The organism is Cryobacterium sinapicolor (genome assembly GCF_004403465.1).
Lineage (GTDB): Bacteria > Actinomycetota > Actinomycetes > Actinomycetales > Microbacteriaceae > Cryobacterium > Cryobacterium sinapicolor.
Genome location: NZ_SOGQ01000079.1, coordinates 14,201 through 38,707 on the forward strand (window position 1 = coordinate 14,201; position 24,507 = coordinate 38,707).

28 protein-coding genes and 2 pseudogenes are annotated in these 24,507 nt (G+C 64.0%); 14 read left to right on the top strand and 16 right to left on the bottom strand.

Going from position 1 to position 24,507, the window contains the following annotated elements:
* Window positions 1-191: 191 nt before the first annotated feature.
* Window positions 192-1,280 carry a LacI family DNA-binding transcriptional regulator gene (locus E3T28_RS14155; protein ID WP_134432483.1) on the bottom strand — a complete coding sequence of 363 codons (1,089 nt, stop codon included), beginning with the start codon at window positions 1,278-1,280 and terminating at the stop codon, window positions 192-194.
* Between the two features lie 92 nt (window positions 1,281-1,372).
* Here E3T28_RS14155 and E3T28_RS14160 point away from each other — a divergent pair, with 92 nt between their 5' ends.
* From E3T28_RS14160 to E3T28_RS14180, 5 genes are all read left to right on the top strand, one after another.
* Window positions 1,373-2,437 (top strand): extracellular solute-binding protein, encoded by a 1,065-nt coding sequence (locus E3T28_RS14160; RefSeq protein WP_134432485.1) that lies wholly within the window; start codon window positions 1,373-1,375, stop codon window positions 2,435-2,437.
* Window positions 2,438-2,440: 3 nt separating this feature from the next.
* A complete protein-coding gene (locus E3T28_RS14165) occupies window positions 2,441-3,397 on the top strand; it encodes an ABC transporter permease (RefSeq protein ID WP_134432487.1) in 957 nt (318 codons plus the stop codon).
* Window positions 3,398-3,516: 119 nt separating this feature from the next.
* Complete coding sequence (locus E3T28_RS14170) at window positions 3,517-4,191, top strand: ABC transporter permease (protein ID WP_134432489.1); 675 nt, start codon at window positions 3,517-3,519, stop codon at window positions 4,189-4,191.
* The gene (locus E3T28_RS14175; protein WP_134432491.1) at window positions 4,188-5,396 is read left to right on the top strand and encodes an ABC transporter ATP-binding protein; all 1,209 of its coding nucleotides are present in this window, start codon (window positions 4,188-4,190) and stop codon (window positions 5,394-5,396) included. The genes E3T28_RS14170 and E3T28_RS14175 overlap by 4 nt, the downstream gene beginning before the upstream one ends.
* Window positions 5,393-6,229, top strand: coding sequence for an MBL fold metallo-hydrolase (locus tag E3T28_RS14180; protein ID WP_134432493.1), 837 nt, complete (start codon window positions 5,393-5,395; stop codon window positions 6,227-6,229). The genes E3T28_RS14175 and E3T28_RS14180 overlap by 4 nt, the downstream gene beginning before the upstream one ends.
* Window positions 6,230-6,269: 40 nt before the next feature.
* Here E3T28_RS14180 and E3T28_RS14185 read toward each other — a convergent pair whose 3' ends face one another.
* The 4 genes from E3T28_RS14185 to E3T28_RS17590 form a co-directional block, all read right to left on the bottom strand.
* Complete coding sequence (locus E3T28_RS14185) at window positions 6,270-6,536, bottom strand: hypothetical protein (protein WP_134432495.1); 267 nt, start codon at window positions 6,534-6,536, stop codon at window positions 6,270-6,272.
* A gap of 149 nt (window positions 6,537-6,685) precedes the next feature.
* The gene (locus E3T28_RS14190; protein ID WP_134432497.1) at window positions 6,686-6,991 is read right to left on the bottom strand and encodes a hypothetical protein; all 306 of its coding nucleotides are present in this window, start codon (window positions 6,989-6,991) and stop codon (window positions 6,686-6,688) included.
* Window positions 6,933-7,076, bottom strand: coding sequence for a DUF6578 domain-containing protein (locus E3T28_RS17815; protein ID WP_420898274.1), 144 nt, complete (start codon window positions 7,074-7,076; stop codon window positions 6,933-6,935). Before E3T28_RS17815 ends, E3T28_RS14190 begins: the two co-directional genes overlap by 59 nt.
* Window positions 7,077-7,326: 250 nt before the next feature.
* Window positions 7,327-7,452 (bottom strand): hypothetical protein, encoded by a 126-nt coding sequence (locus E3T28_RS17590; RefSeq protein WP_277613372.1) that lies wholly within the window; start codon window positions 7,450-7,452, stop codon window positions 7,327-7,329.
* 523 nt (window positions 7,453-7,975) lie between these two features.
* On the opposite strand from E3T28_RS17590, the gene E3T28_RS14195 reads away from it, so the two are divergent.
* The 4 genes from E3T28_RS14195 (at window position 7,976) to E3T28_RS14210 (ending at window position 11,233) form a co-directional block, all read left to right on the top strand.
* Window positions 7,976-8,422: a DUF6226 family protein gene (locus E3T28_RS14195; protein ID WP_241979363.1), complete on the top strand. Its 447-nt coding sequence runs from the start codon at window positions 7,976-7,978 to the stop codon at window positions 8,420-8,422.
* Between the two features lie 246 nt (window positions 8,423-8,668).
* Entirely contained in the window at window positions 8,669-9,001 is a 333-nt protein-coding gene (locus tag E3T28_RS14200; RefSeq protein WP_134432501.1) for a hypothetical protein, read from the top strand.
* Window positions 9,002-9,183: 182 nt separating this feature from the next.
* Window positions 9,184-10,731 carry a bifunctional metallophosphatase/5'-nucleotidase gene (locus tag E3T28_RS14205; protein ID WP_166787043.1) on the top strand — a complete coding sequence of 516 codons (1,548 nt, stop codon included), beginning with the start codon at window positions 9,184-9,186 and terminating at the stop codon, window positions 10,729-10,731.
* A 274-nt stretch (window positions 10,732-11,005) separates the two neighbouring features.
* Entirely contained in the window at window positions 11,006-11,233 is a 228-nt protein-coding gene (locus E3T28_RS14210; protein WP_134432505.1) for an antibiotic biosynthesis monooxygenase family protein, read from the top strand.
* Between the two features lie 209 nt (window positions 11,234-11,442).
* On the opposite strand, the gene arcC is transcribed toward E3T28_RS14210, so the two are convergent.
* The 6 genes from arcC to E3T28_RS14235 form a co-directional block, all read right to left on the bottom strand.
* On the bottom strand, window positions 11,443-12,375 hold the full coding sequence (arcC, locus tag E3T28_RS14215; RefSeq protein ID WP_134432507.1) for a carbamate kinase: 933 nt from the start codon (window positions 12,373-12,375) through the stop codon (window positions 11,443-11,445).
* A complete protein-coding gene (argF, locus tag E3T28_RS14220) occupies window positions 12,375-13,376 on the bottom strand; it encodes an ornithine carbamoyltransferase (protein ID WP_134432509.1) in 1,002 nt (333 codons plus the stop codon). The genes arcC and argF overlap by 1 nt, the downstream gene beginning before the upstream one ends.
* Window positions 13,373-14,602 (bottom strand): arginine deiminase, encoded by a 1,230-nt coding sequence (locus E3T28_RS14225; protein WP_134432511.1) that lies wholly within the window; start codon window positions 14,600-14,602, stop codon window positions 13,373-13,375. Before E3T28_RS14225 ends, argF begins: the two co-directional genes overlap by 4 nt.
* Before the next feature lie 33 nt (window positions 14,603-14,635).
* A complete protein-coding gene (locus E3T28_RS14230; RefSeq protein ID WP_134432513.1) occupies window positions 14,636-16,054 on the bottom strand; it encodes an amino acid permease in 1,419 nt (472 codons plus the stop codon).
* Window positions 16,055-16,273: 219 nt separating this feature from the next.
* Window positions 16,274-16,411 (bottom strand): hypothetical protein, encoded by a 138-nt coding sequence (locus E3T28_RS16970; protein WP_166787044.1) that lies wholly within the window; start codon window positions 16,409-16,411, stop codon window positions 16,274-16,276.
* A 45-nt stretch (window positions 16,412-16,456) separates the two neighbouring features.
* A complete protein-coding gene (locus E3T28_RS14235) occupies window positions 16,457-16,603 on the bottom strand; it encodes a hypothetical protein (RefSeq protein WP_134432515.1) in 147 nt (48 codons plus the stop codon).
* Between the two features lie 138 nt (window positions 16,604-16,741).
* Between E3T28_RS14235 and E3T28_RS14240 the strand changes: the two genes are divergently transcribed.
* Together E3T28_RS14240 and E3T28_RS17450 are read left to right on the top strand one after the other, a co-directional pair.
* On the top strand, window positions 16,742-17,173 hold the full coding sequence (locus tag E3T28_RS14240; protein WP_134432517.1) for an Lrp/AsnC family transcriptional regulator: 432 nt from the start codon (window positions 16,742-16,744) through the stop codon (window positions 17,171-17,173).
* Window positions 17,174-17,400: 227 nt separating this feature from the next.
* Window positions 17,401-17,704, top strand: a pseudogene (locus tag E3T28_RS17450) (recombinase family protein); the annotation flags it as partial.
* A 182-nt stretch (window positions 17,705-17,886) separates the two neighbouring features.
* Here the strand turns inward: E3T28_RS17450 and E3T28_RS14250 are convergent.
* Window positions 17,887-18,540: an HAD-IA family hydrolase gene (locus tag E3T28_RS14250; RefSeq protein WP_134432519.1), complete on the bottom strand. Its 654-nt coding sequence runs from the start codon at window positions 18,538-18,540 to the stop codon at window positions 17,887-17,889.
* 109 nt (window positions 18,541-18,649) lie between these two features.
* Between E3T28_RS14250 and E3T28_RS14255 the strand changes: the two genes are divergently transcribed.
* Complete coding sequence (locus E3T28_RS14255) at window positions 18,650-18,943, top strand: PIN domain-containing protein (protein ID WP_134432521.1); 294 nt, start codon at window positions 18,650-18,652, stop codon at window positions 18,941-18,943.
* A 59-nt stretch (window positions 18,944-19,002) separates the two neighbouring features.
* Here the strand turns inward: E3T28_RS14255 and E3T28_RS14260 are convergent, their stop codons facing one another.
* The 4 genes from E3T28_RS14260 to E3T28_RS14275 all read right to left on the bottom strand — a co-directional run bounded on the left by E3T28_RS14260 (window position 19,003) and on the right by E3T28_RS14275 (window position 23,152).
* The gene (locus tag E3T28_RS14260; RefSeq protein WP_134432523.1) at window positions 19,003-19,812 is read right to left on the bottom strand and encodes an ABC transporter permease; all 810 of its coding nucleotides are present in this window, start codon (window positions 19,810-19,812) and stop codon (window positions 19,003-19,005) included.
* Window positions 19,813-19,821: 9 nt separating this feature from the next.
* Window positions 19,822-20,760: an ABC transporter permease gene (locus E3T28_RS14265; protein WP_241979362.1), complete on the bottom strand. Its 939-nt coding sequence runs from the start codon at window positions 20,758-20,760 to the stop codon at window positions 19,822-19,824.
* A 73-nt stretch (window positions 20,761-20,833) separates the two neighbouring features.
* On the bottom strand, window positions 20,834-22,024 hold the full coding sequence (locus E3T28_RS14270; RefSeq protein WP_134432525.1) for an ABC transporter substrate-binding protein: 1,191 nt from the start codon (window positions 22,022-22,024) through the stop codon (window positions 20,834-20,836).
* A gap of 54 nt (window positions 22,025-22,078) precedes the next feature.
* The gene (locus E3T28_RS14275) at window positions 22,079-23,152 is read right to left on the bottom strand and encodes an ABC transporter ATP-binding protein (protein WP_134432527.1); all 1,074 of its coding nucleotides are present in this window, start codon (window positions 23,150-23,152) and stop codon (window positions 22,079-22,081) included.
* 547 nt (window positions 23,153-23,699) lie between these two features.
* Here E3T28_RS14275 and E3T28_RS17820 point away from each other — a divergent pair.
* Both E3T28_RS17820 and E3T28_RS17460 read left to right on the top strand, forming a co-directional pair.
* A pseudogene (locus tag E3T28_RS17820) lies at window positions 23,700-23,828 on the top strand (GntR family transcriptional regulator); the annotation flags it as partial.
* Window positions 23,829-23,847: 19 nt separating this feature from the next.
* Window positions 23,848-24,279, top strand: a complete 432-nt coding sequence (locus tag E3T28_RS17460) for an FCD domain-containing protein (RefSeq protein WP_338145405.1) — start codon at window positions 23,848-23,850, stop codon at window positions 24,277-24,279.
* Window positions 24,280-24,507 lie beyond the last annotated feature (228 nt).

Consider the following 24,507-nt stretch of genomic DNA (forward strand, 5'->3'; position numbering starts at 1 on the left):
ACCGCTTCCCCCTGGGGATCAGTCAACCGTGGCTTGAACGAGGCCAAGTTTCAACGATCGTTTCTCTTGTGGGCAACATCGGCAGCGGGGTTAACAGTGAGGCGCTCGCTTACTCAGAGGAACCAACCCGACCGGTGCGTCATCGCCTCTTCAAACACGAAGTCGTCAGCAGCTTGAAAGGTCGCCGCGGTTTAGGTAGGGGGTGGGCAGGATGACTGCCGCGCGATCAGTGTTGTCGGGACTACGACGGTGGAGGTTCCGGCGCCACCCAACTGGTGAATCAAGGCACGCGCGGCCGCGACTCCGAGACCGTAGCGGTCTACGGCGATGGAGGTGAGGGACGGCGAAAGGAAGCGACTCGTTGCCAGGTCGTCGTGGCCGACGACACTGACATCCACACCAACCCGCAGCCCGACATCTGACGCCGCGGAATACACAGCGGTTGCAAGGTAGTCGCTACTAGTGATGATGCCCGTCGGGCGCGTCTCGGAGGACTCCTCGAGCACGTTCGTCAACACCTCGACGGCCCGATCGTGCCTCATTTCACTGGAGATGGTTCGCGCTTCGAAGGCGAGCTCGCCTTGGAGCGCAAGAAAACAACCCGTCCTCTCGTTATCAGCACTGTGTTCTTTGGGGGCGGCTACAAGCGCGATCCTCGAATGCCCGAGCCCAACCAGGTGTTTGACGGCTTGGCGAACAGCCCCCTCGCTATCGACATGCACTCGGCTCGCGTCGATGTCCGGGGCGTGCTGCGCGGCGTTGATGAAGACGATCGGCTTCGCAGTGGCGTCATGCCATCTAGAAGCTGCCGAGCCGCCACCGATGGGAGCGAGCGCGAGCCCATCGACCTCTCGTGCGATGAAGGTCGATAGGAGTTCCGACTCACGGCTCGGTGTATAGTCCGCGGAGCCGATCACAACGCCGAGTCCCGCTTCGGCGCAGGTTGCATCGAAGCCGTTGATGACATCAAGGAAGAACGGGTTGCGCAAATTGCGGATCAACAGGCCCACCGCACCGGAGCGTCCGGTCCGGAGTGCCACACCGGACACCCAAGGCACATATCCCAGCTGCACGGCAGCCTCTTTGACGCGCTCACGTACCGTGTCGCTCACGCCCGGTCGGCTGTTGAGGGCAAAGCTCGCGGCCGACGTGGACACACCCGCTGCACGAGCCACGTCGCTGAGGGACACGCGGCGTCGGCGCTCCATAGTCATCATCCATTCATAGCTGGCGGTGGGCGCAATCGCTGCCGTGAGCATCGAATCGTGCCCCTTGCCCATCGTTGTTCACTTGGAATTCATCAGAAACAACGTTAGGTGGTGGCAGCAAACTATAACGTTATAGTTCCCACCACGATGAAAGGTTCTCTTCGATGTCTACCCTCCGACGCCACGTCGCGGCTACCACCCTTGCCGCCCTCACCGCGGTCGCCCTGGTCGGCTGCTCCTCCATGACCGAAGCTGCGCCTAGCCCAGCGGCCTCCGAAACGCCCGATTTTACTGGCCAGACCCTCATCACCTACAACTCACCCGAATCTTTCGCGAACTTCAGCGCCCTGCTCGCGCAGTTTGCGTCCGAGAGCTCTGTGACCGCCCCCAGTGACACGAAAAACTCCGGCCAGGCGCTTGCGGCACTCGTTGCCGAGAAGGCGGCCCCGCTGGCCGACGCGGTGTACCTCGGTATAGCATTCGGCCCGAAAGCGGTCGAGGCTGAGGTCACCGAGGCCTACAAACCCGAAGGGTTCGAGAACATCCCGGACAATCTCAAGGACCCAGAAGGCAGGTGGTTCGCGGTACACACCGGCGCGATCGCCTTCATCTGCAATGACGACGCGCTCGGTGATCTTGAGTGTCCAACACGGTGGGCCGACCTGCTGAAACCGCAATACAAGGGCATGGTCGCGTACCTAGACCCGTCGCAAGCGGCGATTGGATATTCAGTGGCCGCCGCGGCAAACCTCGCCCTCGGGGGCACGATCGATGACTCCACCCCGGGCCTCGAGTACCTCGCCCAGTTGAAGGCGAACGGAGCCATTACTCCCGCCCAGACCGCGACCGCGAAGGTGGTCCAGGGCGAGATCCCGATCCTTATTGACGCCGACTTCAATGGCTACCCAGCGAAATACAACGAGAATGCGCCGCTCACCATTAATATTCCGGCCGAGGGCTCGCTGCAGGTGCCCTACATAGTCGGCTTGGTCGCCGGAGGCCCCAACCCGGAGCTCGGCAAGGCGTGGCTCGACTATCTGCTCTCTGAACAAGGGCAGGCCACTCTGGCTGAGGGCTTCGTTCGGCCGATCTCGGGCGAGGTCCCGGCTGAACTCGCGAAGAAGGTGGCGAAGGATGCCGACTTCGAGCGGGCCGTCGTCGTCGACTACGCGGCTCTGGCCGCGGCTCAGGCCGACTTCGTCGCCGCATATCAGGTCGCGATGGGTTAACGCATGACGCTCTCACGCCGCAGTTTCGGGTGGGGCGGCCTTGCGGTCGCCCTGCCCGGGCTGGCAGTTCTCGCCTGGTTTCTCGTTCGCCCGCTTTCCGGACTCGTCGTCGACTCTCTGCACCTCACTTCGCTCGGCGTGCGGTCGCCCGGCCTGACGCTCGTCAACTATCAGACGATTGCGACGGATGCTGCGCTACGCAGCTCCATGGTGACAACCGTGGTTCTGGCGCTCGTCGTCACCGTGATCACCCTGTTGATCTGCACGCCCACGGCTCTCACCCTCGCGCGTTCGGGCCCCCGACTCTCGGCCATCATCGACGCGATCCTGGTCTTCCCGCTCGCCCTCCCCGGAATCGTGATCGGATTCTTCGTCATCGTCTTGCTCGGACGAAACGGGCTGGTGTCGCAGATCGTCGAGGCAACGACGGGCGAACCTGGGGGGCGCTGGGCTTACACCGCCGGCGGGCTCGCAGCGGCTTACGTCTACTTCTGCATCCCGCGCGTCGTCGGAACTCTTCGCGGCGCCGCCGCCACACTCGACGGCGAGCTGCGAAACGTTGCTGCCTCGCTGGGCGCGTATCCCGCTCGTGTGGCAGCCACGGTGACGCTCCCCCTGCTTCGCGCGCCCCTACTGGCCTCGGCTGGGGTATGCATGGCGACCTGTTTGGGGGCCTACGGCACGGCAGCCACCCTGTCCGAGGGCATCCGGGTACTCCCTCTTGACGTGGCCGACACGCTGTACAACACCGGCAACCAAGGGCTTGCGGCGGCACTCTCGGTCGTTCTCGCCCTGCTCGCCGTGGGATCTCTCGCGGTGTGTTCCTTCGGGGCCTGGCTGATTGATCGGCGAAACCGCGACCGCGCAACCCCACTGTCCCTAATTCCCACCGCTCCCGTAATGGGAACATCGCAAGAATCCGCGGCGCCCGTGAGAGCGGCGTCTGAGGCTGACCGGTGAACCGCCGACCTGGCCACCGTGAGTGGATAGGCCCGCTGTCCCTCGTGTTCTGCGTACTGCTCGTAGTCGTACCGATCGTGGCAACAATCATCGTTTCGTTTTCACCCGACGCATCGAACATGAGCCTATTTGGTGGCATCACCACCGAGTGGTACGCCCGCGCCTGGCTGCTGCTCCTGCCGAAGATCGGACCGACGCTTACGGTCACGAGCATGGTGCTGGTCGGCGCGATGATCGTCGTCTTCCCGCTCTGTCACGCTCTCGCTCGCCGACTCGTGCCCGGTGGTGCAGTGATCCGTCAGATCACGATGCTCCCCCTCGCCGTACCGGGAGTCGCTCTGGGCCTTGCGCTCGCGGCATCCGATCCTGCACTTCGCTCGAGCGGGGTTCTTCTCGTGGTCGGCCAGCTGCTGATCACGGTGCCGTTCCTCGTCGCCGGCCTCGTTCCGGCGCTCGCCGATCCGGATCTGGTGGAGGCGGAGCGTGTTGCCGCGACCCTCGGCGCGGGCCCGGTTCGTCGCCTTCTCACCATCACGCTGCCCTCCATCCGGCTCTCGCTCGCGGCGGCCCTACTGATGGCGGCGGCGCTCTCGATCGGGGAGTTCAACTTGAGCTTCTTTGTCGTGTCTCCCGCTTATCAGACCGCTCCTTTCGCGCTGTTCTCGGCTTTCCTCACCCAACGGGTAGAAGTGGGGGCCGCTGGATCAATGCTGTTCGGAGTCGCCCTACTTCCCGCCGCAATCGTGGCCGCAATGCTTGCCCGATCGTCACTCTCCCGGAAAGAAACATCATGACCTCCGCCTCACCGTCCGCAGCCAGTCGACAGCGAACCCCGGGGGAAGTGGGGTCTGGCCCGCCCCCGACACTTCGGCTCGACGGTGTAGGGCATCGCTACGGAGCCACGACCGCGCTTCACGACGTCAACCTCTCCGTCGAGCGCGGCGAAGTGCTGGCGCTTGTCGGCCCCAGCGGATGCGGCAAGTCGACGCTCCTGCGGATCGTTGCGGGCCTCGTTGCCCCATCATCCGGCACGCTAATGATCAATGGGGCCGACGCAACGAAACTTCGGGCGGAACGTCGGGGCGTGGGATACGTGCCACAGTCGTACGCTCTGTTTCCACATCTGTCTGTGCGGGACAACATCGGCTATGGGCTCGCCGCACGCCGCGTACCGAGACAGCTGCGCGATGAGCGAATCGATCGGGTGTTGGAATTGACCCGGATGAGTTCATACGGCGGACGCGCTCCATCCGACCTGTCCGGGGGGCAACGGCAACGAGTGGCCCTCGCTCGGGCACTCGTGGTGGAGCCGAGCGTCCTGCTCCTCGACGAACCTCTGTCTGCTCTCGACCCGCAGCTGCGAGATGGGATGCGGCGCGAACTGCGCGCACTTCTAGCTGCGGCGGACTGTAGCACGATCATCGTGACTCACGACCAATCAGAGGCGCTCGGACTTGCCGACCGAGTGGCGGTGATGCAAGATGGACGACTCATTCAGACTGGGACGGTCCACGCCGTCTGGAACGCTCCGGCCCACCCGTTCGTGGCCGAGTTCGTCGCCGGTGCAGCGACCTTTTCCGCGGTTTCAGAGAATGGCGTCATCGTGCTCGCCGACGACTGGCGGCTTCCTGCCGCGCATTTTTCAGCCCCCGGTGACGTAGCGACCGTGCCCGACGGACCATGCTTTGTGGTTGTGCGCCAGATCGACGGAGTCGTGCTCCGCGAGCATCCGGACCCTGGCTCCCGGGAAGCGATCGTCGTCGATGCGGAACCCCGCGGCTCGACGTGGTCGCTGCGAGTTCGCCTGCTCGTGGACGGTCGAGACAACCCGGGTCAGCCGGAGCTCACCGTGTCGAGCGCGACGGCCTGGCTCCCCGGACTCAGGTTGGGCCTGTCCCTGCGCGCACCCGGAACGACCATCCATCCCGCCCCGCCCCTCAACGCGGCTCCAGCTCCAGGCGCAATGCGCCCACCGACTCGACGAGGACGGCCCACATGAGTTTCACCCTGCACATCGTTGGCGTCTCTGCCACTGCGCCCGTGCCCTCTTCAGCAGCCAGCGGATATCTGCTTGCCGGGCCAGACGGCTCAGTGCTCGTCGACTGCGGCCCCGGCATCGTTTTGGAGCTAGCTCGACAGCGCCTTCTCGACGACGTTGTCGCGGTCGTCGTGACACATCGGCACGCGGATCATGCCCTGGACTTGGGCGCCCTCGCCTACCGCCTCCAGTTTCCGTCACCGCGATCGGCTCCCGTGCCACTGTACCTGCCGGCCGAAAGTCTCGACTTCGTGGCGCAATTCGATAGTCTGATCGGTATCGCCACGGTGCCGACGTTGCAGGCGCCCCTGGCGCAGGCGTTCGACGTACGCGGGCTCAATCTTGACTCTACTGAGCCGTTCGAGGTCATTCCTGGACTTCAGCTCACGGCCTTTGCCGCCCACCACGCCGTACCCAGCGCGTCGCTGCGGTTCGAAGACATCGTCACCGGCGGCATCGTGGCCTTCTCCAGTGACACGTCGGAATGCTCCGGCGTGCGCGCAGCTGCCGCCGGGGCCGACCTGTTCGTGTGTGAGGCTACGTATCTGACCGCGACCGTGGCCGAATTGGAAGGCCACGGCCACTTGACCGGTGAGGGCGCAGGGCGGCTGGCTGCCGAGGCCGGCGTGGGCACCCTCCTCGTTAGCCACATTGCCGATCAGGCTCTCGCTCCGAGAATCTTGGCCGACGCCGCCCAGACCGCGGGCGGGGATGTCACCGCTGTGCTAGCGAGACCCGGAGATCGTTACCCGCTCACACGTCGCGTAGCTGCCCTCACCCTCAGACCGCACTAGTCGCGCAGTGTTCGACGGGACGAATCCGTCGCCAAACCCGCTACCGCGCGAGCCGCTCCACGACGCTGCCGAACACTCGTGGCAACGCGCCGGCGGTCGGCACGATGCCGGAGCGCAGACCCGATTGCGCGGCGGCGACGAAGCCGGATGTGTCCCCCCGAAAGCAGCGGGTCGCGTGCGCCCATTCGCGTTTGTAGAGGGCCGGGCGCCCGGCAAGGATGCAGTCGACGGCCGATCGTGCTTGGCTGAGCCCGAGTCGGATGCCCTCGCCGGTGATCGCGTTGACATAGCCGGATGCATCGCCCACGAGCAGTACCCGGCCGACGTCCCGGCGGGACGCGCCCTGACGGATGGGTCCCGTCCCCGCAGCGAGTTCGCAGCCGTCGCGCCGGCCAATCGCCCGCCGAGCGACGAGATACCGGCGCTTGCCCGGTCGAGGGACCGCGAGCGGAGACCTTATGTGTGCTCCTGGACGTCGACGAGCCAGCCCGCCAGTGAACGTTGGCGTTGCTCAGGCGGTGGCACAGTGAACTGTCCAACAGAAGGGAGCGCTTCGGCTTCTTCGTCGATGCGCAGCCGAACTCCTTGAGCCGAGGTTAACATCGCTGTATTCGCAACTGGCTCGATCTCGATCATGTATCGAGAGGGCGTAGTTCCTGCGAACGCACCATAGCCGAGATCGCGGCCGACCATCGGCCACTCGTTACCGTCCGCCGGCCTGATCGATGAGTTCCGGCCCGAGCACGTCAGCGAGAGCAGCATGCGGCGTTCGTGTCTCGATACCGAAGTCGACCTCATCGCCGATCGCAAAAGCATCGCCACAGCACGCCCGTTCCCATTTCGTCAGCCACCCGCGTCACAACGCCCACGCTAGCTGTTGTTCCCACGCTGCGACTCAGCCGACGCGTTTGGGGATCCGCTCCCTGAACGTTGTAGCTGTCCTACTCAGGGTTCCCGTCAGCGTCTCACTCCTGAGCTGTCGGTGGCCCAACGCTCCCGGAGCTGCGGAGAGCATCTTCGATTTCCGAGTCCTTGAATCCAGCCACCTGAAGCGAATCGCGAATCCGCGCATCGGAAAGCTCTTGCCTTCTCCGAGCTCACTCCGCAGAGCGAGTCAGTCGCCAATATCTGAACAGCTTGGTTGCCAGGATCACCGCATAGAGCGCGATTCCAAAGACGACCAGTGCGAGCACGGCACCGGCGAATGCGGTCACAATCTCCACTGCGAGGATCCTTTCTTGAGCTCCGTCCCGGCCACATCAGGTAACTGTTTGAACAGGTGGGATGCGAGCGGAGGCCCCAAAGCGATTCCCCGATGTCCCCCTCGGTTAGCCACAGCGTATTGCCGCGGCCCCGCATACCCAACCCAAGGCTCCGGCTCCGATGCATCTCGACAAGCACTCGGCAAGACTGCCAAGCTCGCAGGCCACTGACCAACAAAGACCCGCACAAGGTTCCACCTACGGGTGTCCATCTCGGCGCTGCCCTGCATTGACGCCAACCGAAATACGCTGACGTGCCTCATAACCCATGGCTTGAGCGACGCCATTCTCGTCATAGAGGGGACTAGGGACGCCCCGTGATGCTTCCCCTGCGAGCCTTGGGCGCGAGCACCAAGGCAGTCCCCGGTTCACGACACCGGTGCATCAAGAGACGCCCGATTTGCGGACCGACGGATTACTCGGTGAACAGAACGCTGACAGATAGTTTGTGAACATTACAGAGTATCGACGCCCCACGTTCCCGGTGGAGATCTACCGGGATGGGCAGGGCCACCCGCTTGATTATGGAAATCGATGGGGAGGAGCGTCTCCGCCCGGAGACACGTATTCCCGCGTTAGTAATCCGCAGCGATTCGAGCCGGTGCACAAAGTCGCCGACGCTCTCATCGAATGGCTGCAGACCACCTTCGACGTTGCCATGGACCAAACCCCGAACGTGGCTGACGTCGTCGACGGACTACTCACCCTCCGACGAGGAGACAGGCGTGCTCAGCCTCGATCCACCGGTCACGGACAGCTCAGGACTGGCTCCTCACTGATGCAGCGGGCGGACCTGCTCCGCGTGGGCACCCACCGGATCACAGCGACGCTTACCGGCGCTCACGTGAGCGACACGACGGGCGTCTCCGGCGCGTTCATCGATGTCGGTGCGACCTACGACACGGTGCGCTCCGGCAGCACGGCACGTTAACGCGGCGACGCCGAAATCTTGGGCCGGCACCACGAAGATCGTCCGAGCCGTCCTCGACGACCTCTCTGCGTATGAGTACAACGTGGTCTTCCGATGATCCCCGCTGCAGGCCGTGCGGCTCTCGCGGGCGGCGTGTTGACCTCGCGTTGGCTCTCTTCACGGCCTGCGGGCCCGATCCGGTCAGCTCGGGCGGGTTGGTCTGGCGCTTGACGGGGACGTCCGCCGTGGAAGGACTGCCGGGCGGTTGTGCGATCGGCGGAGGGACAGGCGATCCTCCCGGTCGCCGTCAAGAACGGGCCCTTCTGGGAGCCGACGGGAGCCGAACCGCTCGCCAACCCACGGAAGTGGGCCACCCTGGGGGTGACGCTGAGTCAGTCGGACGTCTCGGAGCTGGGTGGCACGGTGACTCGGTTCGAAGAGTACGGCGGCTTCCAGATCTCCGCCCCGCCGGGCCAGTACGCCATCTGCTACTGGCAGCAGCGAATCGGAGGCGGGGTCTCCGGCTGCTCTGACCTTGAGTTGCCGCGCGAAGAGAACTCGCTGCATTCTAGGGCGAGGCGGTCGGCGTCACCGTTCTAGCACCGTGTAGTAACAACCAGACCATCAGGCGTTCCGCTATCTCAGAAGCGGCCGCGCTCGAAATTGCGAAGTCAGTTGTTAATCAGTACGACGTTGAAATGACGTTGGCAGGAGAGGTTACGTTCACACCCTGCGGAGACCTTGGTCAGGTACCCACGCTCCGAATTCGAAGGGACCACACCTTGCCTCGCCCCCTGATCCGACTCCTGTCCATTCCGGCCCTTGCGATAGTACTGGCGGCGTCTGCACCGGCCCAGGCCCAGGCCGCCCCGCCCGATCAGGCCGCAGATGCCGACAATCCGCGTTCGTCGAATTCCGCGACCCTGGTGTATTTCAACGACGCCCACGAGATCGGCCCGGTACTCTCCGGTGGACAGGACCGCGGCGGTGTCGCCCGTCTCTCCACTGCGATCGACACGGTGCGTGAGGACAACCCAGCGACATCCGTCGTCTTCGGCGGTGACCTGGCCGGAGGCACGCTCTTCGGCGGGCTATACAAGGGGTTCCCGATGGTCGACGCCTTCAACAAGATCGGCGTAGACCTCGCGAACTTCGGCCAGCACGACTTCGACTTCGGGATCGATAACGCCCGCGAGCTCGTTGCCGCGTCGGAGTTTCCGTGGATCACCTCCAACCTGGTCGACGCTGAGGGCGAGCCGTTCGTGGCGGGAGGCACGTGGGAGGTCCAGCGCGTCGGCAAGGTGCGAGTGGGCTTCATCGGCCTGACCGACGCCATCGATACGACCTTGGCCAGCGACCAGCTCGACGAGACCGATCCCGTCGAAGCCGCACGGGCCGCCGTGGCCGACATGACAGCGACGGAGAAGGTAGACGTCGTGGTGGCAGTGACTCAGCACTCGATGGACGACAACCGGGTGCTGGCGCAGGCCGTACCGGAGATCGATGCCATCTTCGGCGAGGAGATGGCTGAGTACGAGTCCGTCATCTCCTACTCCGGCAGGGTCCCTCTGATGGCGCCCGAGGGAAACATCGGCTCGCTCATCCGGCTCGACATCACCAAAAAGGGCGGCGAGTACATCGTCGCCCCGTCCGTGATCGAGGTGGACCACACGGTCACCCCGGACCCGAGTCTGCGCCAGCTCGAGAAGTTCTACGAGGCCGATATGGCGGCCAACCTCTCAACGGTCCTCGCCACTGTCCAGACCCCGCTGCTCAACCCTGATAACGCCGTCCGCCGCCAGGAAACAGCTCTCGGCAACTGGGTAGCGGATGCCTTCCGCGCGTACCACGGTACCCAGATCGGGTGGATGAATGGTGGTGGCCTGCGCGCAGAGGCACCAGGGCCGGACTTCACCACGCGGGACGCATACTCCATCGCACCCTTCGATAACAAAGTCATGGTGGTGCAGGCGTCCGGGGCCGGGATCGTTGCAGCACTCGAGCAGGGAGTTGGACACGTGGACATTCTGGGAGGCGGCTTCCCCCAGGTGTCGGGGATTTCCTACTCCTACTCCCCCAGTGCAGCCGTCGGCTCACGCGTAAGCAACGTCCGGGTCGCCGGGGAACCAATCGACGTCGAATCCACGTACTCGGTAGCGGTAACAAACTACGTCGTCGGTGGCGGCGACGGTGTCGCCGGGTTCTCGGGAGGATCAGTGCTGGTCCCAGCTTCGGGAGCGCCAAGCGACGCGGAGGCGATCATGGCCCACGCAAAGTCGCTCGGCGTCGTCGACGCGACGACGGAGGGACGGATCACCGTCCTACCGTAAGACCGACGCCGAAATCGGCGGCCTCGAGCACGGCGTCGCACTCACGCTTAGCGCGGCAACCCTCCACGCAGGATCCATTGTCGTGTTACGCAGGCAGCGAGCCCACCACAACGGCTCACCTGGTCCGCGCATCATGGTGACAATTCAGCTCATCGCCAGTGCCATCATCAGTTCTGGCTTTGTCAACCCAAGTGGGACCCACCGGGGCAATCTAAGCGGGGCCCACTGACCTCCCGTCGATATGGCTCCGGAGCAGGTCTGAGAGTCCGCGGGGATGATCCTTGTTCATGCGTTTTTTGCGGTGCTGGCCGGTTCCAAGGTCGAGTTCGAGGCCGCGTGCAAGCAAGCGCGTCCTCTGATTAGCGGCCAGCCCGGGTTTCGTTCCTTATCCTTGTCAGGATCAATGGGATCGCCGAACTTATATGTTCTTGTTGCGGATTGGGATTCCGTGAAAGCTCACACGCGAGGGCTTCATCGTCGAGCCACGCACGTTGCTGGTTGAGAAAATCGGCGAACTGATTCGCGTTTTGACTCCGATCGCCAACTTCATTGTCAAGGTCGTTCCTCCTATCATGACCTGGTTGCGAGAGAAGGCCGAGCTGCCCAACCTGCCATGTACGCGCACCTGCCCGGACCGTTGAGTCGGCCCGAGCAGGTTTCTGTCATCCCCGTCAGCCGCCGTGGACCGGCGTCATGGGACCCGCGGCGGGGTCACCGGTAGGCCACGCCGTTGGCCGTCACGGAAACCCGCGTACCCGCGGTTCCGTCCAGGAGCGCCGGCAATTCTGTCAGGGATCCGATGAAGGCGTCGCGACCGGTGTTGAGGGCGAAGTCGATCGCCGCCTCAACCTTGGGTCCCATCGAGCCCGCCGGGAAGTCGAAGCCCGCGAGCGTGTCCGGGTGGACGAGCATGATAGCTCGCTGTTCTGGCGTCCCCCAGCCGGTGTAGACGGCGTCCGCATCGGTGGCGATCACTAGGGAGTCGGCCTTGAGGTCCCGGGCCAGCACCGCGCTGGCCCGGTCCTTGTCGATCACGGCGTCGACGCCGATGAGTTTGCGGGAGCCGGGCTGGTACATGGTGGGTATGCCACCGCCGCCGGCGCAAATCACCACCGTGTCGGCAGCCACCAGCGTTTCGATCGTGCTCAGCTCGAAGATCCGCTGCGGCATGGGCGAGGGCACCACCCGACGCCATTGGTCGCCGTCGGGCTTGACGACCCACCCCCACAGCACCGCCAGGCGACGCGCCTCGTCGGCGTCGTACACCGGCCCGACAAACTTCGTCGGGTCGGTGAACGCCGGGTCCGCCGGGTCCACCTCGGTCATTGTCAGGATCGTCGCGATCGACTTTTCGAACGGGAGTCGGTTGCCGAGTTCCTGTTCGATCATGTACCCGATCATTCCCTCGGTCTGGGCGCCCAGGACGTCGAAAGGGTACTCGGACGTGTGGTCGTAGGCGGCTGCCTGGAGCGCGAGCAACCCGACCTGCGGCCCGTTGCCATGGGAGATCACCAGCTGATGCTCCTGGGCGATTGGCGCGAGCGCGGCGCACGCCTTAGCGACGTTGGCACGCTGGTTTTGCACCGTCATGGGGGCGCCGCGCTCCTGGAGCGCGTTGCCGCCGAGAGCGACCACGATGCGCATCAGGAACCCAGGGTGGCGACCATGATCGCCTTGATCGAGTGCATGCGGTTCTCGGCCTGAGCGAACACGATGGAGCTGGACGACTCGAACACCTCGTCCGTGACCTCAAGCTCGCCGAGGCCGGTCTGCTTGAACAGCTGTTCTCCGACGGCCGTGTTCCGGTCGTGGAATGCCGGCAGGCAGTGCATGAACTTGACGTCGGGGTTGCTGGTCTTAGCCAGGACGTCCTTGGTGACCTGGTAGGGAAGCAGGGCGGCGATGCGTTCGTCCCACGTTTCCTTGGGCTCGCCCATGGAAACCCAGATGTCGGTGTAGATGAAGTCGACCCCGGCCACGCCCTCGGCGACGTCCTCAGTGTGGGTCAGCCGCGCGCCCGTGCTCTCTGCGATCGTCTGGGCGGCCGCGATCACCTCGTCGGTGTTCCACAGCTGACGGGGGGCCACGATACGCACGTCCATGCCCATCAGTGCCCCTGCCACCAGCAGCGAGTTCGCGACGTTGTTGTGCGCGTCTCCGAGGTACGCGAAAGCGATCTCGTGGTCGTTCTTGGTGGAGTGCTCGCGCATCGTGAGCATGTCGCACAGCGCCTGGGTGGGATGCCACTCGTCCGTCAACCCGTTCCACACCGGCACACCCGACGACGCGGCCAGTGTCTCGACGTTGGTCTGCGCCGAGCCGCGGTACTCGATGGCGTCGAACATCCCGCCCAGCACCCGCGCGGTGTCCTTAACGGACTCTTTGTGCCCCATCTGTGACCCGCTCGGATCGAGGTAGGTCACGTGGGCGCCCTGGTCGTGCGCGGCGACCTCCATGGCGCAGCGGGTCCGGGTGGAGGTCTTCTCGAAGATGAGGGCGATGTTCTTTCCGGTTAGCCGCGGCAGCTCGGTGCCGGCGTATTTGGCTGCCTTGAGGTCCGCGGCCAGGCCGAGGAGGAACTTCCACTCCTTCGGGGTGAAGTCGACTTCCTTAAGGAAACTCCGGTTGTGCAGGTTAAAGCTCACAGGATCACCGCATCTCTTTCGATTGGACAGGACAGACATCGCGGACCGCCGCGGCCGCGGCCGAGCTCGGATCCCACGACGGGTACGACTTCGATGCCCTCGTCGGCGAGGTATCGATTGGCGGTAGTGTTCCGCTCATAACCCAGCACGACGCCGGGGGAAACGGCGAGGAAGTTGTTCCCATCGTTCCACTGCTCTCGCTGCGCACCCGCGCGATCGATTGGGGTGCGCAGGACCCGAACCTTGTCGACGCCGAGGGCCTCGGCCACGAGAGGAAACAGGTCCGTGTGCTCCGTGATGTCGTAGTCGCCGCCGGACCCCACCGGGGTGAGCACGAACGCGCGCAGCGTTTCGGGCAGGTACGGATACAGGGAGAACGCGTCGCTGTCGACCATTGTCATGGCGGTGTCCAGGTGCATGAACGCCCGCTCTTTCGGCAGCTCGACGACGATCACCTGGCGGACATGGCCGCCCTGGAAGAGCAGTCGTGCCAGTGTCTCGACACCCTGGGGCGAGGTCCGCTCGCCCATCCCGATCATCAGCACCCCATTGCCGATCACGAGCACGTCGCCGCCCTCGACGGTAGCGGGCTCGTGGGGCAGGGAATCGTCGCCGTAGACGATCTCCAGCCCGGCGTCGCGGAACATCGGGTGGAACTTGTAGATCAGGCGGGAGTTGATGGTCTCACGTTTGCGTGCCCGCTTGGCCATCGGGTTGATGCTCAGGGCGCCGTACATCCAGGCCGAGTTATCGCGCTGGAACAGGTGGTTCGGCAGGGGCCGCAGCAGGAAGTCATCGATGCCGAGAGACTCCATCAGAAGGCTGGGCGTGTGCAGCATCGGCATGACGTCACTCTTAAGCACGCCCCCGATCAGGAGCTGGGAAAGGACCTCCGACGACGTTTGGTCGACGATCCGCTCCAGCGGCTTGTCCAGCGCGGGCCCGAACCGGATGGCCGTGGTCAGACACTTCTGCAGGAACTCCCGGGCACCCGGCGCGTCCAGCGCCGCGGCAAGCAGTTCACGGAAGTAATGCACCGTCACGTTGCGCTCTCTGAGCTGGCCGACGAACGCGTCGTGCTCTTCCCTAGCGCGATCGGCCCACATGACGTCGTCGAAGAGCAGGTCGTCGACGTTGTCCGGGGTCAGCCGACTGAGCTCGAGACCCGGCCGGTGGACGATCACCTGGCGCAGCACTCCTACCTCGGATTCAACACGAAATGGCATGGCTATTCCTTACTGTATTGATGGTGTAAATGGTTAGCGGTACTCGGGCACGGGGGCCGGCTTAGTCATCCAGTGCCGCTGCGCAAGGTAGACCGGGATCCCGACGACGAACGCGCCGCCGGCCATCAGGAACGGGCCCCAGACGACGTACCACAAGTCGCTGGTGTTCCTGGAGTAGTAGATGAAGGCGACCGAGAAGATCAGCGCCACGACCGCCACCGACACATCGAACGCGAACCTCGGCGTGTGGACTGGGTGGCTGTCCCGCCAACGCCATTTGATCTGGACCAAGGCGGAGAATGCGTAGGGCACGGCCGCCGTGATCCCGGTCATTAGGACCAGGGTGGTAAACACCGTTGAGCCGCTGGTTCCCAGATAGCTGATCACCACGGCGACCGACGCCAGCGCGGTGGACGCGATGATCCCGAATGCCGGAACCCGGCGACGCGACAGGCTCCCGAACCGCGCCGGGAACAGCCCGTCCTTCGCAGCAGCCAACGGCATCTCCGCACAGATCATTGTCCAGCCGTTCAGCGCGCCGATACCGGAGACGATGACGGCCAACGCCACCAAGTCCCCGGCCCAGGAACCGCCGCCGACGATCGAGTTGGCCGCGACGGAGTAGGACGCCTTGTTCACGTCCATAGCCAGCTGCGAGGCGGGCACGATGCCGAACACGGCAACCATCGACAGCAGGTAAACGATGGCGCTAGCGAGCGTGCCGTAGATGGTCGCCTTCGGGACATTCCGTTCGGGATCGCGGACCTTCGCCGCGGCAACGGCCGCGGTCTCGACGCCCAAATAGCTGAACAGTGCGATCGCCATCGCTCCACCGATCGCCGACAGGCTGCTGTCACCGCTGAGGTTCCACGGCGTGAAGTTCCCCGCCTTGATGAAGAACAACCCGACGGTCGACATGATGGCCAGCGGGATGAACTTCAGCACCGTCGTCCAGACTTGGACCGAACCCATCGCGCGCACGCCAGTCAGGTTGATCACCGCCGGGATCCACAACCCGACGAGGGCGATCAGGATGGACCAGCCGACCGCGCCGTCCTTGTTGAGGAAGTGCTCGACGTAGTACACCCAGCCGACGACGATCGCCGCGTTGCCCGCCCATGCCGTGATCCAGTAGGACCAGGCGTTAACGAACCCGGCCGCGTTGCCGAACCCTGAGCGTGCATAGGCATACGGTCCGCCGGCAGCGGGCAGGCGTCGCGACATCACCGCGAACATCAGCGCAAGTGCGACCGCCCCGACGGTGGCGAGGCCCATGGCGACCAGGCTGATCGGGCCATACGACGCTAATGCGTAGGGCAGCGAGAAGATACCGACACCGATGATACTGCCCATAATCAGTGCAGTCGACTGAGGCAAAGACAGGGCGCGTTCGGTTGTACGCCCCTCGGGCTCGGTCGGGACAGACCCGACCTCGGAACTTGATTGGACCATGATGACCTCCGGCGTTGATACGGATATGTGACATCCGATCGTCAGGGCGAAAGTTTTCCGGGCTTAGCGGCCGAGAGAACCAAGTGGCGAGTTCACGGATGTTCTTGAATGGAGCGTGACAGAAACCGACGCAGGGCAATGCCTGATCAGATTTCAAGAAACGCAGTGGTTGAACTTAACATTGATGGCACGCCGATCACCGCCCCAAAGAGCCATCGCTTACGGCCGAGCAGAAATCGAGACAATGACGTCAGCGACCAGACCCAAGAGGTTCTTGGGATCGAAGGGACCGGCGATCAGATCGAGTACGACGAAGAATGAGGCGCCGGCGACAGAATCGCGCAGGTAGCGCACCACCGACAAGTCCTCGATGGCAAAATCGACGGAGTCGAAGATGGCGATCTAGTCGTAGTGCGTGCGCCCCGCCGCCTGGGTCTTATCAGTAATCGAGGTAGTGATGATGTCGGCCCCCGCCACCGCGTCCCGCACGCTCGCTACCACGACGACGTCGAAGCCGAACGGCCGGGCGGTGATGTTCTTTACGTTCATAAAACGCACCACGACAACTTTCTCTTTGTTTTCTGTAATCAGCCTATGACCGGGCAATGTGCACGCGTAACGAGCAGAACGAGCCAATATGCTCCATCAATCTTTTAGGATGGTTACCTTGGCTGTACAGTGTGAATCATGCATACGCTCGATGACCTCGATCGCCGCCTAATCGGCGCGCTGCGGGCGGACGGACGAACCCCCGTTACCACGCTCGCCCATGACCTCGGAGTCACGAGGGCAACGGTGAACATCCGGCTGCAGCGACTGCTGGACTCGGGCACCGTCCTCGGATTCTCCGTCCGGGTTCGCGAAGAGCGGGATCCCGACTCGATCCGGGCGATCGCGCTCATCGAGGTCGAGGGGCGCTCAACAGATCGGGCGATCAGCCAACTTCGCGGCTTTCCCGAAGTCCGGGCGCTACACAGCACGAACGGCGGCTGGGACCTGGTGGCCGAGATCCGGACCGACACGCTGAGCAACTTCGACCGGTTACTCGGCCAGATTCGCTCCGTCGAGGGCGTCGTCAACAGCGAGACGAGTCTCCTGCTCAGTTCGACGCTGTCGTAAGCCGTCACACATCGGTTCTGCAAATCCCGAGACTTTACAGGACAACCGAACCTTTCAGTGGGGACGCGGGCTTTTGCACCACCGGGTGGCAGGTTGGCCCGCGCACGATGTCCGATGGCCTTGTCTTGCACTCTCCCTTTGACACTTTGGCGGTGACACTTTGGCGGCCATGCTTGCGCGCGTTCCCGCGCCGCGTTGTAGCGCGATGGCTCCCAGATAGTCGTGGATTCGCCAAAGGGCTCCGCGGGCGAGGTGCCGGCCTTCGCGTGCTGAACTTGGGGCGGCGGCAATGCCGATACGGCCACACCGATGGGAACCATAATGTTCACGATGATGGCGGCACTCGGTCATATGGAACACGAAATCAAGCGAGAGCGTGTGGTCGACTCGATCAACAAGCGCCGCGACGCCGGCAAGGATCTGGACGGCCGACCGCAGCTCATCACTGACAGCCAAATTCGCAACGCCAGAGGACTTATAGAAAGTGGCGAGACAACGGCACAGGTTGCGCTCGACCTCGGAATGTCCCGAGTTCGAAAAAGCGATCGCGGCTTACTCCTGGGATGTGGCTATCGAGGCGCTTGGTGCCGCCTGAGGGTTTTCAGTCCTTTCCTCCCGCTTGCGGTTACTGCTTCCACTGCACCGCGATCCGTCGGCCGCCACTATCTTCGGCTGATTGGCCGCCGAAGCCGACGGGAGGGCGGGTAGCGGCGTTAGGCGGCGTTCGCCACGACGCGAAGCGAGCCGTTCTCGGTGGTGACGTCCAGTGCTGAGAGGTCACGGACGACCACGGTCGCCGCCGGCAGATGCGCAGCGTCATGCGACGTGCTCACGGCGATCGTCGCGGCTGCCTCGGAGGCAAGACCAGCATCGATGCCAGCTGGTGCGTCTTCGACGACGATGCACCGGCGAATGTCCACGCCGAGTCTTTCCGCGGCAAGCCGATAGCCCTGCGGGCTGGGCTTGCCCTCGGTGACGTCATCAGCCGCGATCAGCACAGCGTGAACAGGCAGTCCAGCTGCTGCGAGCCGAGCACGCATGAGCTGTTGCGAGCCGGACGTCACCGCCGCCCAACGATCGGCAGGGAGGCTCGCGAGCAGGCGTGCGGCTGCTGGGAGAGCGGTTACGTCGTCGAGGTCATGCAGCTCGAGCTGCTCTAGTTCGAGCGTCGCCGCTGCACGGTCCCCCTCGGGAACGAACATCGCGACGGTGTCTTCGGAGCGGCGGCCATGACATACGCGCAGCACCTCCTCAATGTCCACATCGTGGTGGCTCGCCCACGATCGCCAAGTCCGCTCGACTACGGGGGTCGAGTCAACGAGTGTGCCATCGATGTCGAACAAGATTGCTTCAGCGGTGAACTCCATCACGCCAACATAACGGACTCAACTTTGCAAGTGCCTCGTTCAGGGATCACCTGTCGGACGCCTGGCCCTCCCAGGGGCCTGCGCCACTAACCCCCGATACCGTGGATAAATGCTGCACATACTCGTAGCAACGTCGACCTGGCTCGACCTGGCCAAGCGCCGTGACGGACAGCGTTGGATCGTGGCGCTTCGCGTCCTTTCACACCAAAGGCACGTCGTACCCATCGTGCCCAAATTGGTCATTGATGAGTTTAAGCAAAATCGGGACGGCATTGAAACGTCAATGACTTCGTCGATTGCGCAACATTTCATGCAGATCAAGCAGGACCTCAGCGATTTCGGCGGCGAGCAGAATGGCGATCAATCCGCCGACCAGACTCTGACCAGCGACGCCACCAAATAGCGATCACGGAACGCCGCCACAGAGCGCCGAGAAGAAACGGCTCTGGACCGGGTCGAGGTTCAGTCTTCTTCTTCAGCGCGCGAGAGCCGCTGCGACACGTAGACGGGGATGAACGAAGCAAGGATTATGACGGTGGCAACAACGTTGACGACGCTGGCCTCGTTGGGGCGGGCCATCTGGTTCATGATCCACAGCGGCAGCGTGTCTACTCCCGGCGGTGCCGTGAAGATGGTCACCACGACCTCGTCGAAACTGAGGGCGAACGCCAAGAGGCCGCCGGCGACGAAGGCGGTGCGAAATTGGGGGAAGGTGATGATTCTGAAGGTCTGCCAGAGCCCGGCCCCGAGGTCCATCGAGGCCTCCTGCAGGTTCGGGCTCATTCGCCGCAGTCGGGCAAGTACGTTGTTGAAGACCATGACCATGCAGAAGGTGGCGTGGGCAACGATCATGCCGAAGTATCCGATCTGGATGCCGATGGGTTCGAGAAGATTGTTGTAGGTGTTGCTGAGGGCGACACCCGTGACGATTCCGGGCAGTGCGATGGGGAGCACGACGAGCAGGTTGACAGTCTGCTTGCCGAAGAAGCTGTAGCGCTGCAGCGCGAATGCGGTGAGCGTGCCGAGCACCAGTGCCATCGCGGTGGCGCCGAGGCCGACGACGATCGAGTTGAGTAGGGCTGCACGGATGGGCTCGCTGGTGAAAGCGACCACCCACCAGTTGAGTGAGAAGTCCGTCACCGGCCAGGTGGCGATCCGGGCGACGTTGAATGAGTTGAGTACGACGAGGGAAAGGGGGATGTACATGAACACGAGCACGACGGCGACGATGGCGCCGAGGCCGATCTTGGCTCCGCGGGTGAGTCTCAGCATGGCGGGCTCCTACATCCGTTCCAGTGCGCCGGTCTTGCGAACGGCGAAAAGGTAGACCAGCACGAAAACGATGGGCACGACCGAGAAGGCGGCCGCGATGGGCGGGTTGAGGTTGATGTTCGACGCGATCACGCTGCCGATCATCTGGGTTGACCCGCCCACGAACTTGGCGGCGAGATAGTCGCCGAGGCTGAGCGAGAAGGTGAAGATCGATCCGGCGATGACGGCGGGCTTGAGCAGGGGCACGACGACGGTGCGGATGGTGGTCCAGCTCCGCGCTCCCAAGTCGGCCGACGCGTCGAAGAGGTTGGCCGGGATCTGGCGCACTGCGGTGTAGACGGGCAGGGCCATGTAGGGGAACCAGAGGTAGGTGAGGGTGAGGACCACGGTCGTGTAGCTGAATCCGGGACCGCTGAGGCCGAGGGGTTCGAGGGCCGAGTTGAAGAAGCCGTTCTCGGTGAACGTGATTCGCATGGCGAGGATCTTCACCAGGTAGCCCGCCCAGAGCGGCAGGGTGATGGCGACGGCCAAGAAGGCACGCAGCCAGGGCGACGCCACTTTGGCCATGAAGATGCCCAGCGGGATGGAGAACATAACGCTGAGGAGGGTCACCAGCAATGCGATCGACAGTGTGCGCAGCGAAGTCGAGAGGTAGGCGGGGTTTTCGACCAGCCGTACGAAGTTGTCGAAGGTGAAACCTGGGATGACCTTGGAGGTGAACGGGTCGGTGCGCCAGAACGCGGTGATCAGGAGCATCACGAGGGAGAAGATGTAGACGCCGACGAGCCAGGTCAGGGGCAACGCCAGCAGCCCGAGCAGGCGCAGCCGCGGACTGCGATGCAGCCGGGTCGAGAGGGGGTTTCTGCCGGCGGGTTGGACCCGGCCCGGGCCGTGTGTCTTGACGCGGCCCGGCTCGGCTGGCGTGACGCGGGGCACTGTGCTGGTCACGGTGATTCCTTAGCTGCTTGCGGATGCGGGTGGGGGTCGGTGGGGCCCCGGTCGGGGCCCCACCGGAAGGTGACTAGCTCTTGACGGTGAGCCAGGCATCCGTCCACTGCTGGAAGTTGGTGCAGGTGATGTCGGTACGTCCGTCGATGCACTGCTCGAGTGGAGTGGTCCAGAACCAGACGTTCTCGAAGTACTCCTCGTCGGTGGCGTGGAAGTACTCGCAGTGCGCTGCGGCCTCTTCGCTGGTCTCGCAGAACGCGCCGTTGGCCGGGGCCATACCGAAGCCCATCGCGATCGCGCCGTTGACCTTGGCGGAGCTGGTGTAGTCCATCCACAGGTAGCCGCAGTTGGGGTTCTTCGCCTCGTCCGAAATCATCCAGGCGTCTGCCCAGCCGGTAGAGCCCTCTTCGGGCAGCACGCTCTTGAACTTCTCGTCCTCGGTAAGCTTGCGCAGGATCTCCCACGAGGTTCCCACGACTGACGTTCCACCGGCGTACGAGGTGATCTGGGCGACCGGGTCGGCCCAGTACTCGCTGACGATTCCGTTCTGCGTCTTGAGCAGCTCGATGGCGGCGTCAAGCTGCTTCTGGTCGAGTGCGTACGGGTTGGTGATGCCCAGATCGGGTTCGTGCGTCATCAGGTACACGGCGGCGTCGGCGATGTAGATCGGGGCGTCATAGGCGATGATCTCGCCGGCGTAGGGGCTGTCTTCCTCCCACACGACATCCCAGCTCGTGGGCGCTTCGGTGACGATTTCGCTGTTGTACTGCAGGATGTTCGCACCGCGGCCGATCGGAACGCCATAGCTCTTGCCGTTGATCGTGTCGTAGATCTGGCCCTGCATTCCCTTGACCGTGTCGTCGCCGAAGTTGGGGATCAGGTCGATGTTGATCGGCGCGACGTCGCCGCCGGCGATCAGGCGCAGGCTCGCATCGCCGGAGGCCGAGACGAGGTCGTAGTCTCCGGTCCGCATAAGCGTGACCATCTCGTCGCTCGTGCCTGCGACGCGACGGTTGACGGCGCATCCGGTTTCTTCGGTGAACTGCTCGGACCATGCCGGCTCGACGAATCCACTCCACGCGACGATGTTCACCTCGCCCTCAGCCTTTCCCAGCTTGTCCATCATGGGCACGTCAGGAACGTCGATACTGAGGCCGCCGGTTGCTGGGTCGCCGTTCTCCGTGTCACCGGTGCCGCTGCAGCCGACGAGCACCAGCGTTGCCGCTGCCATCATCGCGGGAAGCAGCATGTACTTCTTCTTCATGGAACTCTCCTAGTGATTCGTGGTGCAGGGTTGGTGTCGTGATGGTCGTTCGGCTCAAGGGACGATCGACACGTGATCGGTCTTCCAGATGGCGCGCACGGCATCGCCGCGGCCGAAGGCGGCCGCCGCCGTGGGGTGGTGGTCGTTGTGGCGTTCGGCGGTGAGTCGCAGGCCGGCAGCAGTCTCGATGATGTACCGCGTGGTCGGGCCGGTGTAGACGGTTTCGTAGACGGTGCCGAGCACGGAGGTCTCGTTGGCGGCGACGGCAGAAGCCGCATCGGCGAGTCGCACCCGCTCCGGGCGCACGCTGATGAGCTTGTCTATTCCGGTGATGACGCTGGCGTGGGCCGGGGCGATGAGGTTCGAGATCCCCAGGAATCCGGCTACGAACGAAGTCTGAGGAAACTCGTAGACCTCGTTGGGCGTTCCAACCTGTTCGATCCGACCGTTGTTAAACACGGCGACGCGGTCGCTGAGGGTGAGGGCCTCCTCCTGGTCGTGGGTGACGAAGATGAAGGTGATGCCGACCTCGCGCTGGATCTGCTTGAGTTCGACCTGCATCTCTTCGCGCAGCTGCTTGTCGAGAGCGCCGAGCGGCTCGTCAAGCAGCAGCACGCTGGGCTGCAGGATCAGTGCGCGGGCCAGCGCAATGCGCTGCCGCTGCCCGCCGGAGAGCTGGTGAGGCAGGCGGTCGGCGGTGTGCGCGAGGCGCACCTGCTTCAGGGCCCGCTCGACCCGTTCCACCGTTTCGGACTTGCCCATCCTGCGCACCCGCAGCCCGTAGCCGACATTCTCGGCGATCGTCAGGTGGGGAAACAGCGCGTAGTCCTGGAAGACCGTGTTCACGTTGCGGTCGAACGGGGCCATGCGGGTGACGTCGACGCCATCGAGCTCGATAGTGCCGCTCGTGGCGTCCTCGAAGCCGGCAATCATGCGCAGAACCGTGGTCTTGCCTGAACCAGAGGGCCCGAGCATAGAGAAGAACTCCCCGGCGTGAACTTCAAGGTTGAGCTCTGCGACGGCGACGACATCCCCGAACACCTTGGTGACGGAGTGCAGGCTGACGCCCTTGGGGGCGGGGGAAGCAGCTGATGCTGCTTCTAGCAATGCGCGGCCAAACTGTGCCATTGGTCAATGACTCCTTGGAACGACGGTGGTCTAAGAGGTTGAGAATAAACCTATAGTTCCATAGGTTTTGTTTCAAGCAGATTAACTTTATTTTGCGGAGTATCCGTCGCGGCACCGACGGAGTGAGGGAGAATGAGGCCGTGCCCGCATCCACGACGCCCTCCCGGCGGGGCGAGCCCTCGCGTCTGCAGAGCGCCGTGTTCCAGCCCATCGGCGACGCGGGACGGGCGGCGCTGGTGGAGCGCCGCATCGCCGAAGCGATTACCGGCGGAGTCCTGGCCCCCGGCACGAAACTCCCGNGTGTTTTTGCTTCACTGTGGGGCAGTGTGTGGTCGGCTGAGCGTGCGGGTCTGGCCGCGGGTTGCGTCGTCGTAGCCGGTTTGAGGGGCCGTGGTGGGCGGTTCCGACGCCTGGGTCCGGGCTGCGAGGTATCCGGGGTTCCAGACGAGCGCTGGAGTCATGTTCACTCCACCCCTACCGATGAACGTGCCAGCTATCAGAGAGCGCCGTGTTCCAGCCCATCGGCGACGCGGGACGGGCGGCGCTGGTGGAGCGCCGCATCGCCGAAGCGATTACCGGCGGAGTCCTGGCCCCCGGCACGAAACTCCCGGCCGAGTCCGAGTTGGCCAAACTATTCGGCGTCGCGCCGGTAACCGCTCGCGAGGCACTGCAATCCCTGCGCGAACGTCACCTNTATCTCACGGGTCGCCCTCCGCGACCTCGCCGCCCACTACCTCGCTGTCACGGGCGCCTGCGTTGGCCTAGCCGCCCAACGGGCCGATCCGAGCGAGGTCCTGCGCATCCGCAGCCGGCTCGATCGCTACACCGGCAACGACCCGCTCACATGGCGGCGATTGGCCGACGACGCGCACCTCGAGATCTCAGCTCTCAGCCAGTCGGCCAGGCTCACTCGCGAGCAAATGCGCCTGCAGGCGGAGTTCTCGCCGTTCCTCGCACTCGTCGACGCATCCGAAGCCGATCGCGAACGCAGCCGCAGCCAACTCCTCGCTGTCCTCGACGCCGTCTCCGCCGCGGACTCCGCTACTGCGACCCGCCAAGTGCGGGAATCGATCGCGGATGCCATGGACCGACTGATCGACCGCCAGGCGGAACTGGCCAGGTCGTGACTGCGCGGGCTCTCCCCCGGTACTGTATATCCCAGTCGCTCAGGATCCGCACCCTGGCATGACTCGCAACGAGGAGGTTGCCATGACGGCAGAAGTCACCACGGTCGCATCTCGAGCGGTCGCAGCCGTCGATGACTATTTCGCCGACGCCCTCGATGCACTGGAGGCCTGGCAGCTCGACATTGCGGTCGACATCGCCGCGGCGCGGCGCACCGGGCCGATCACCAC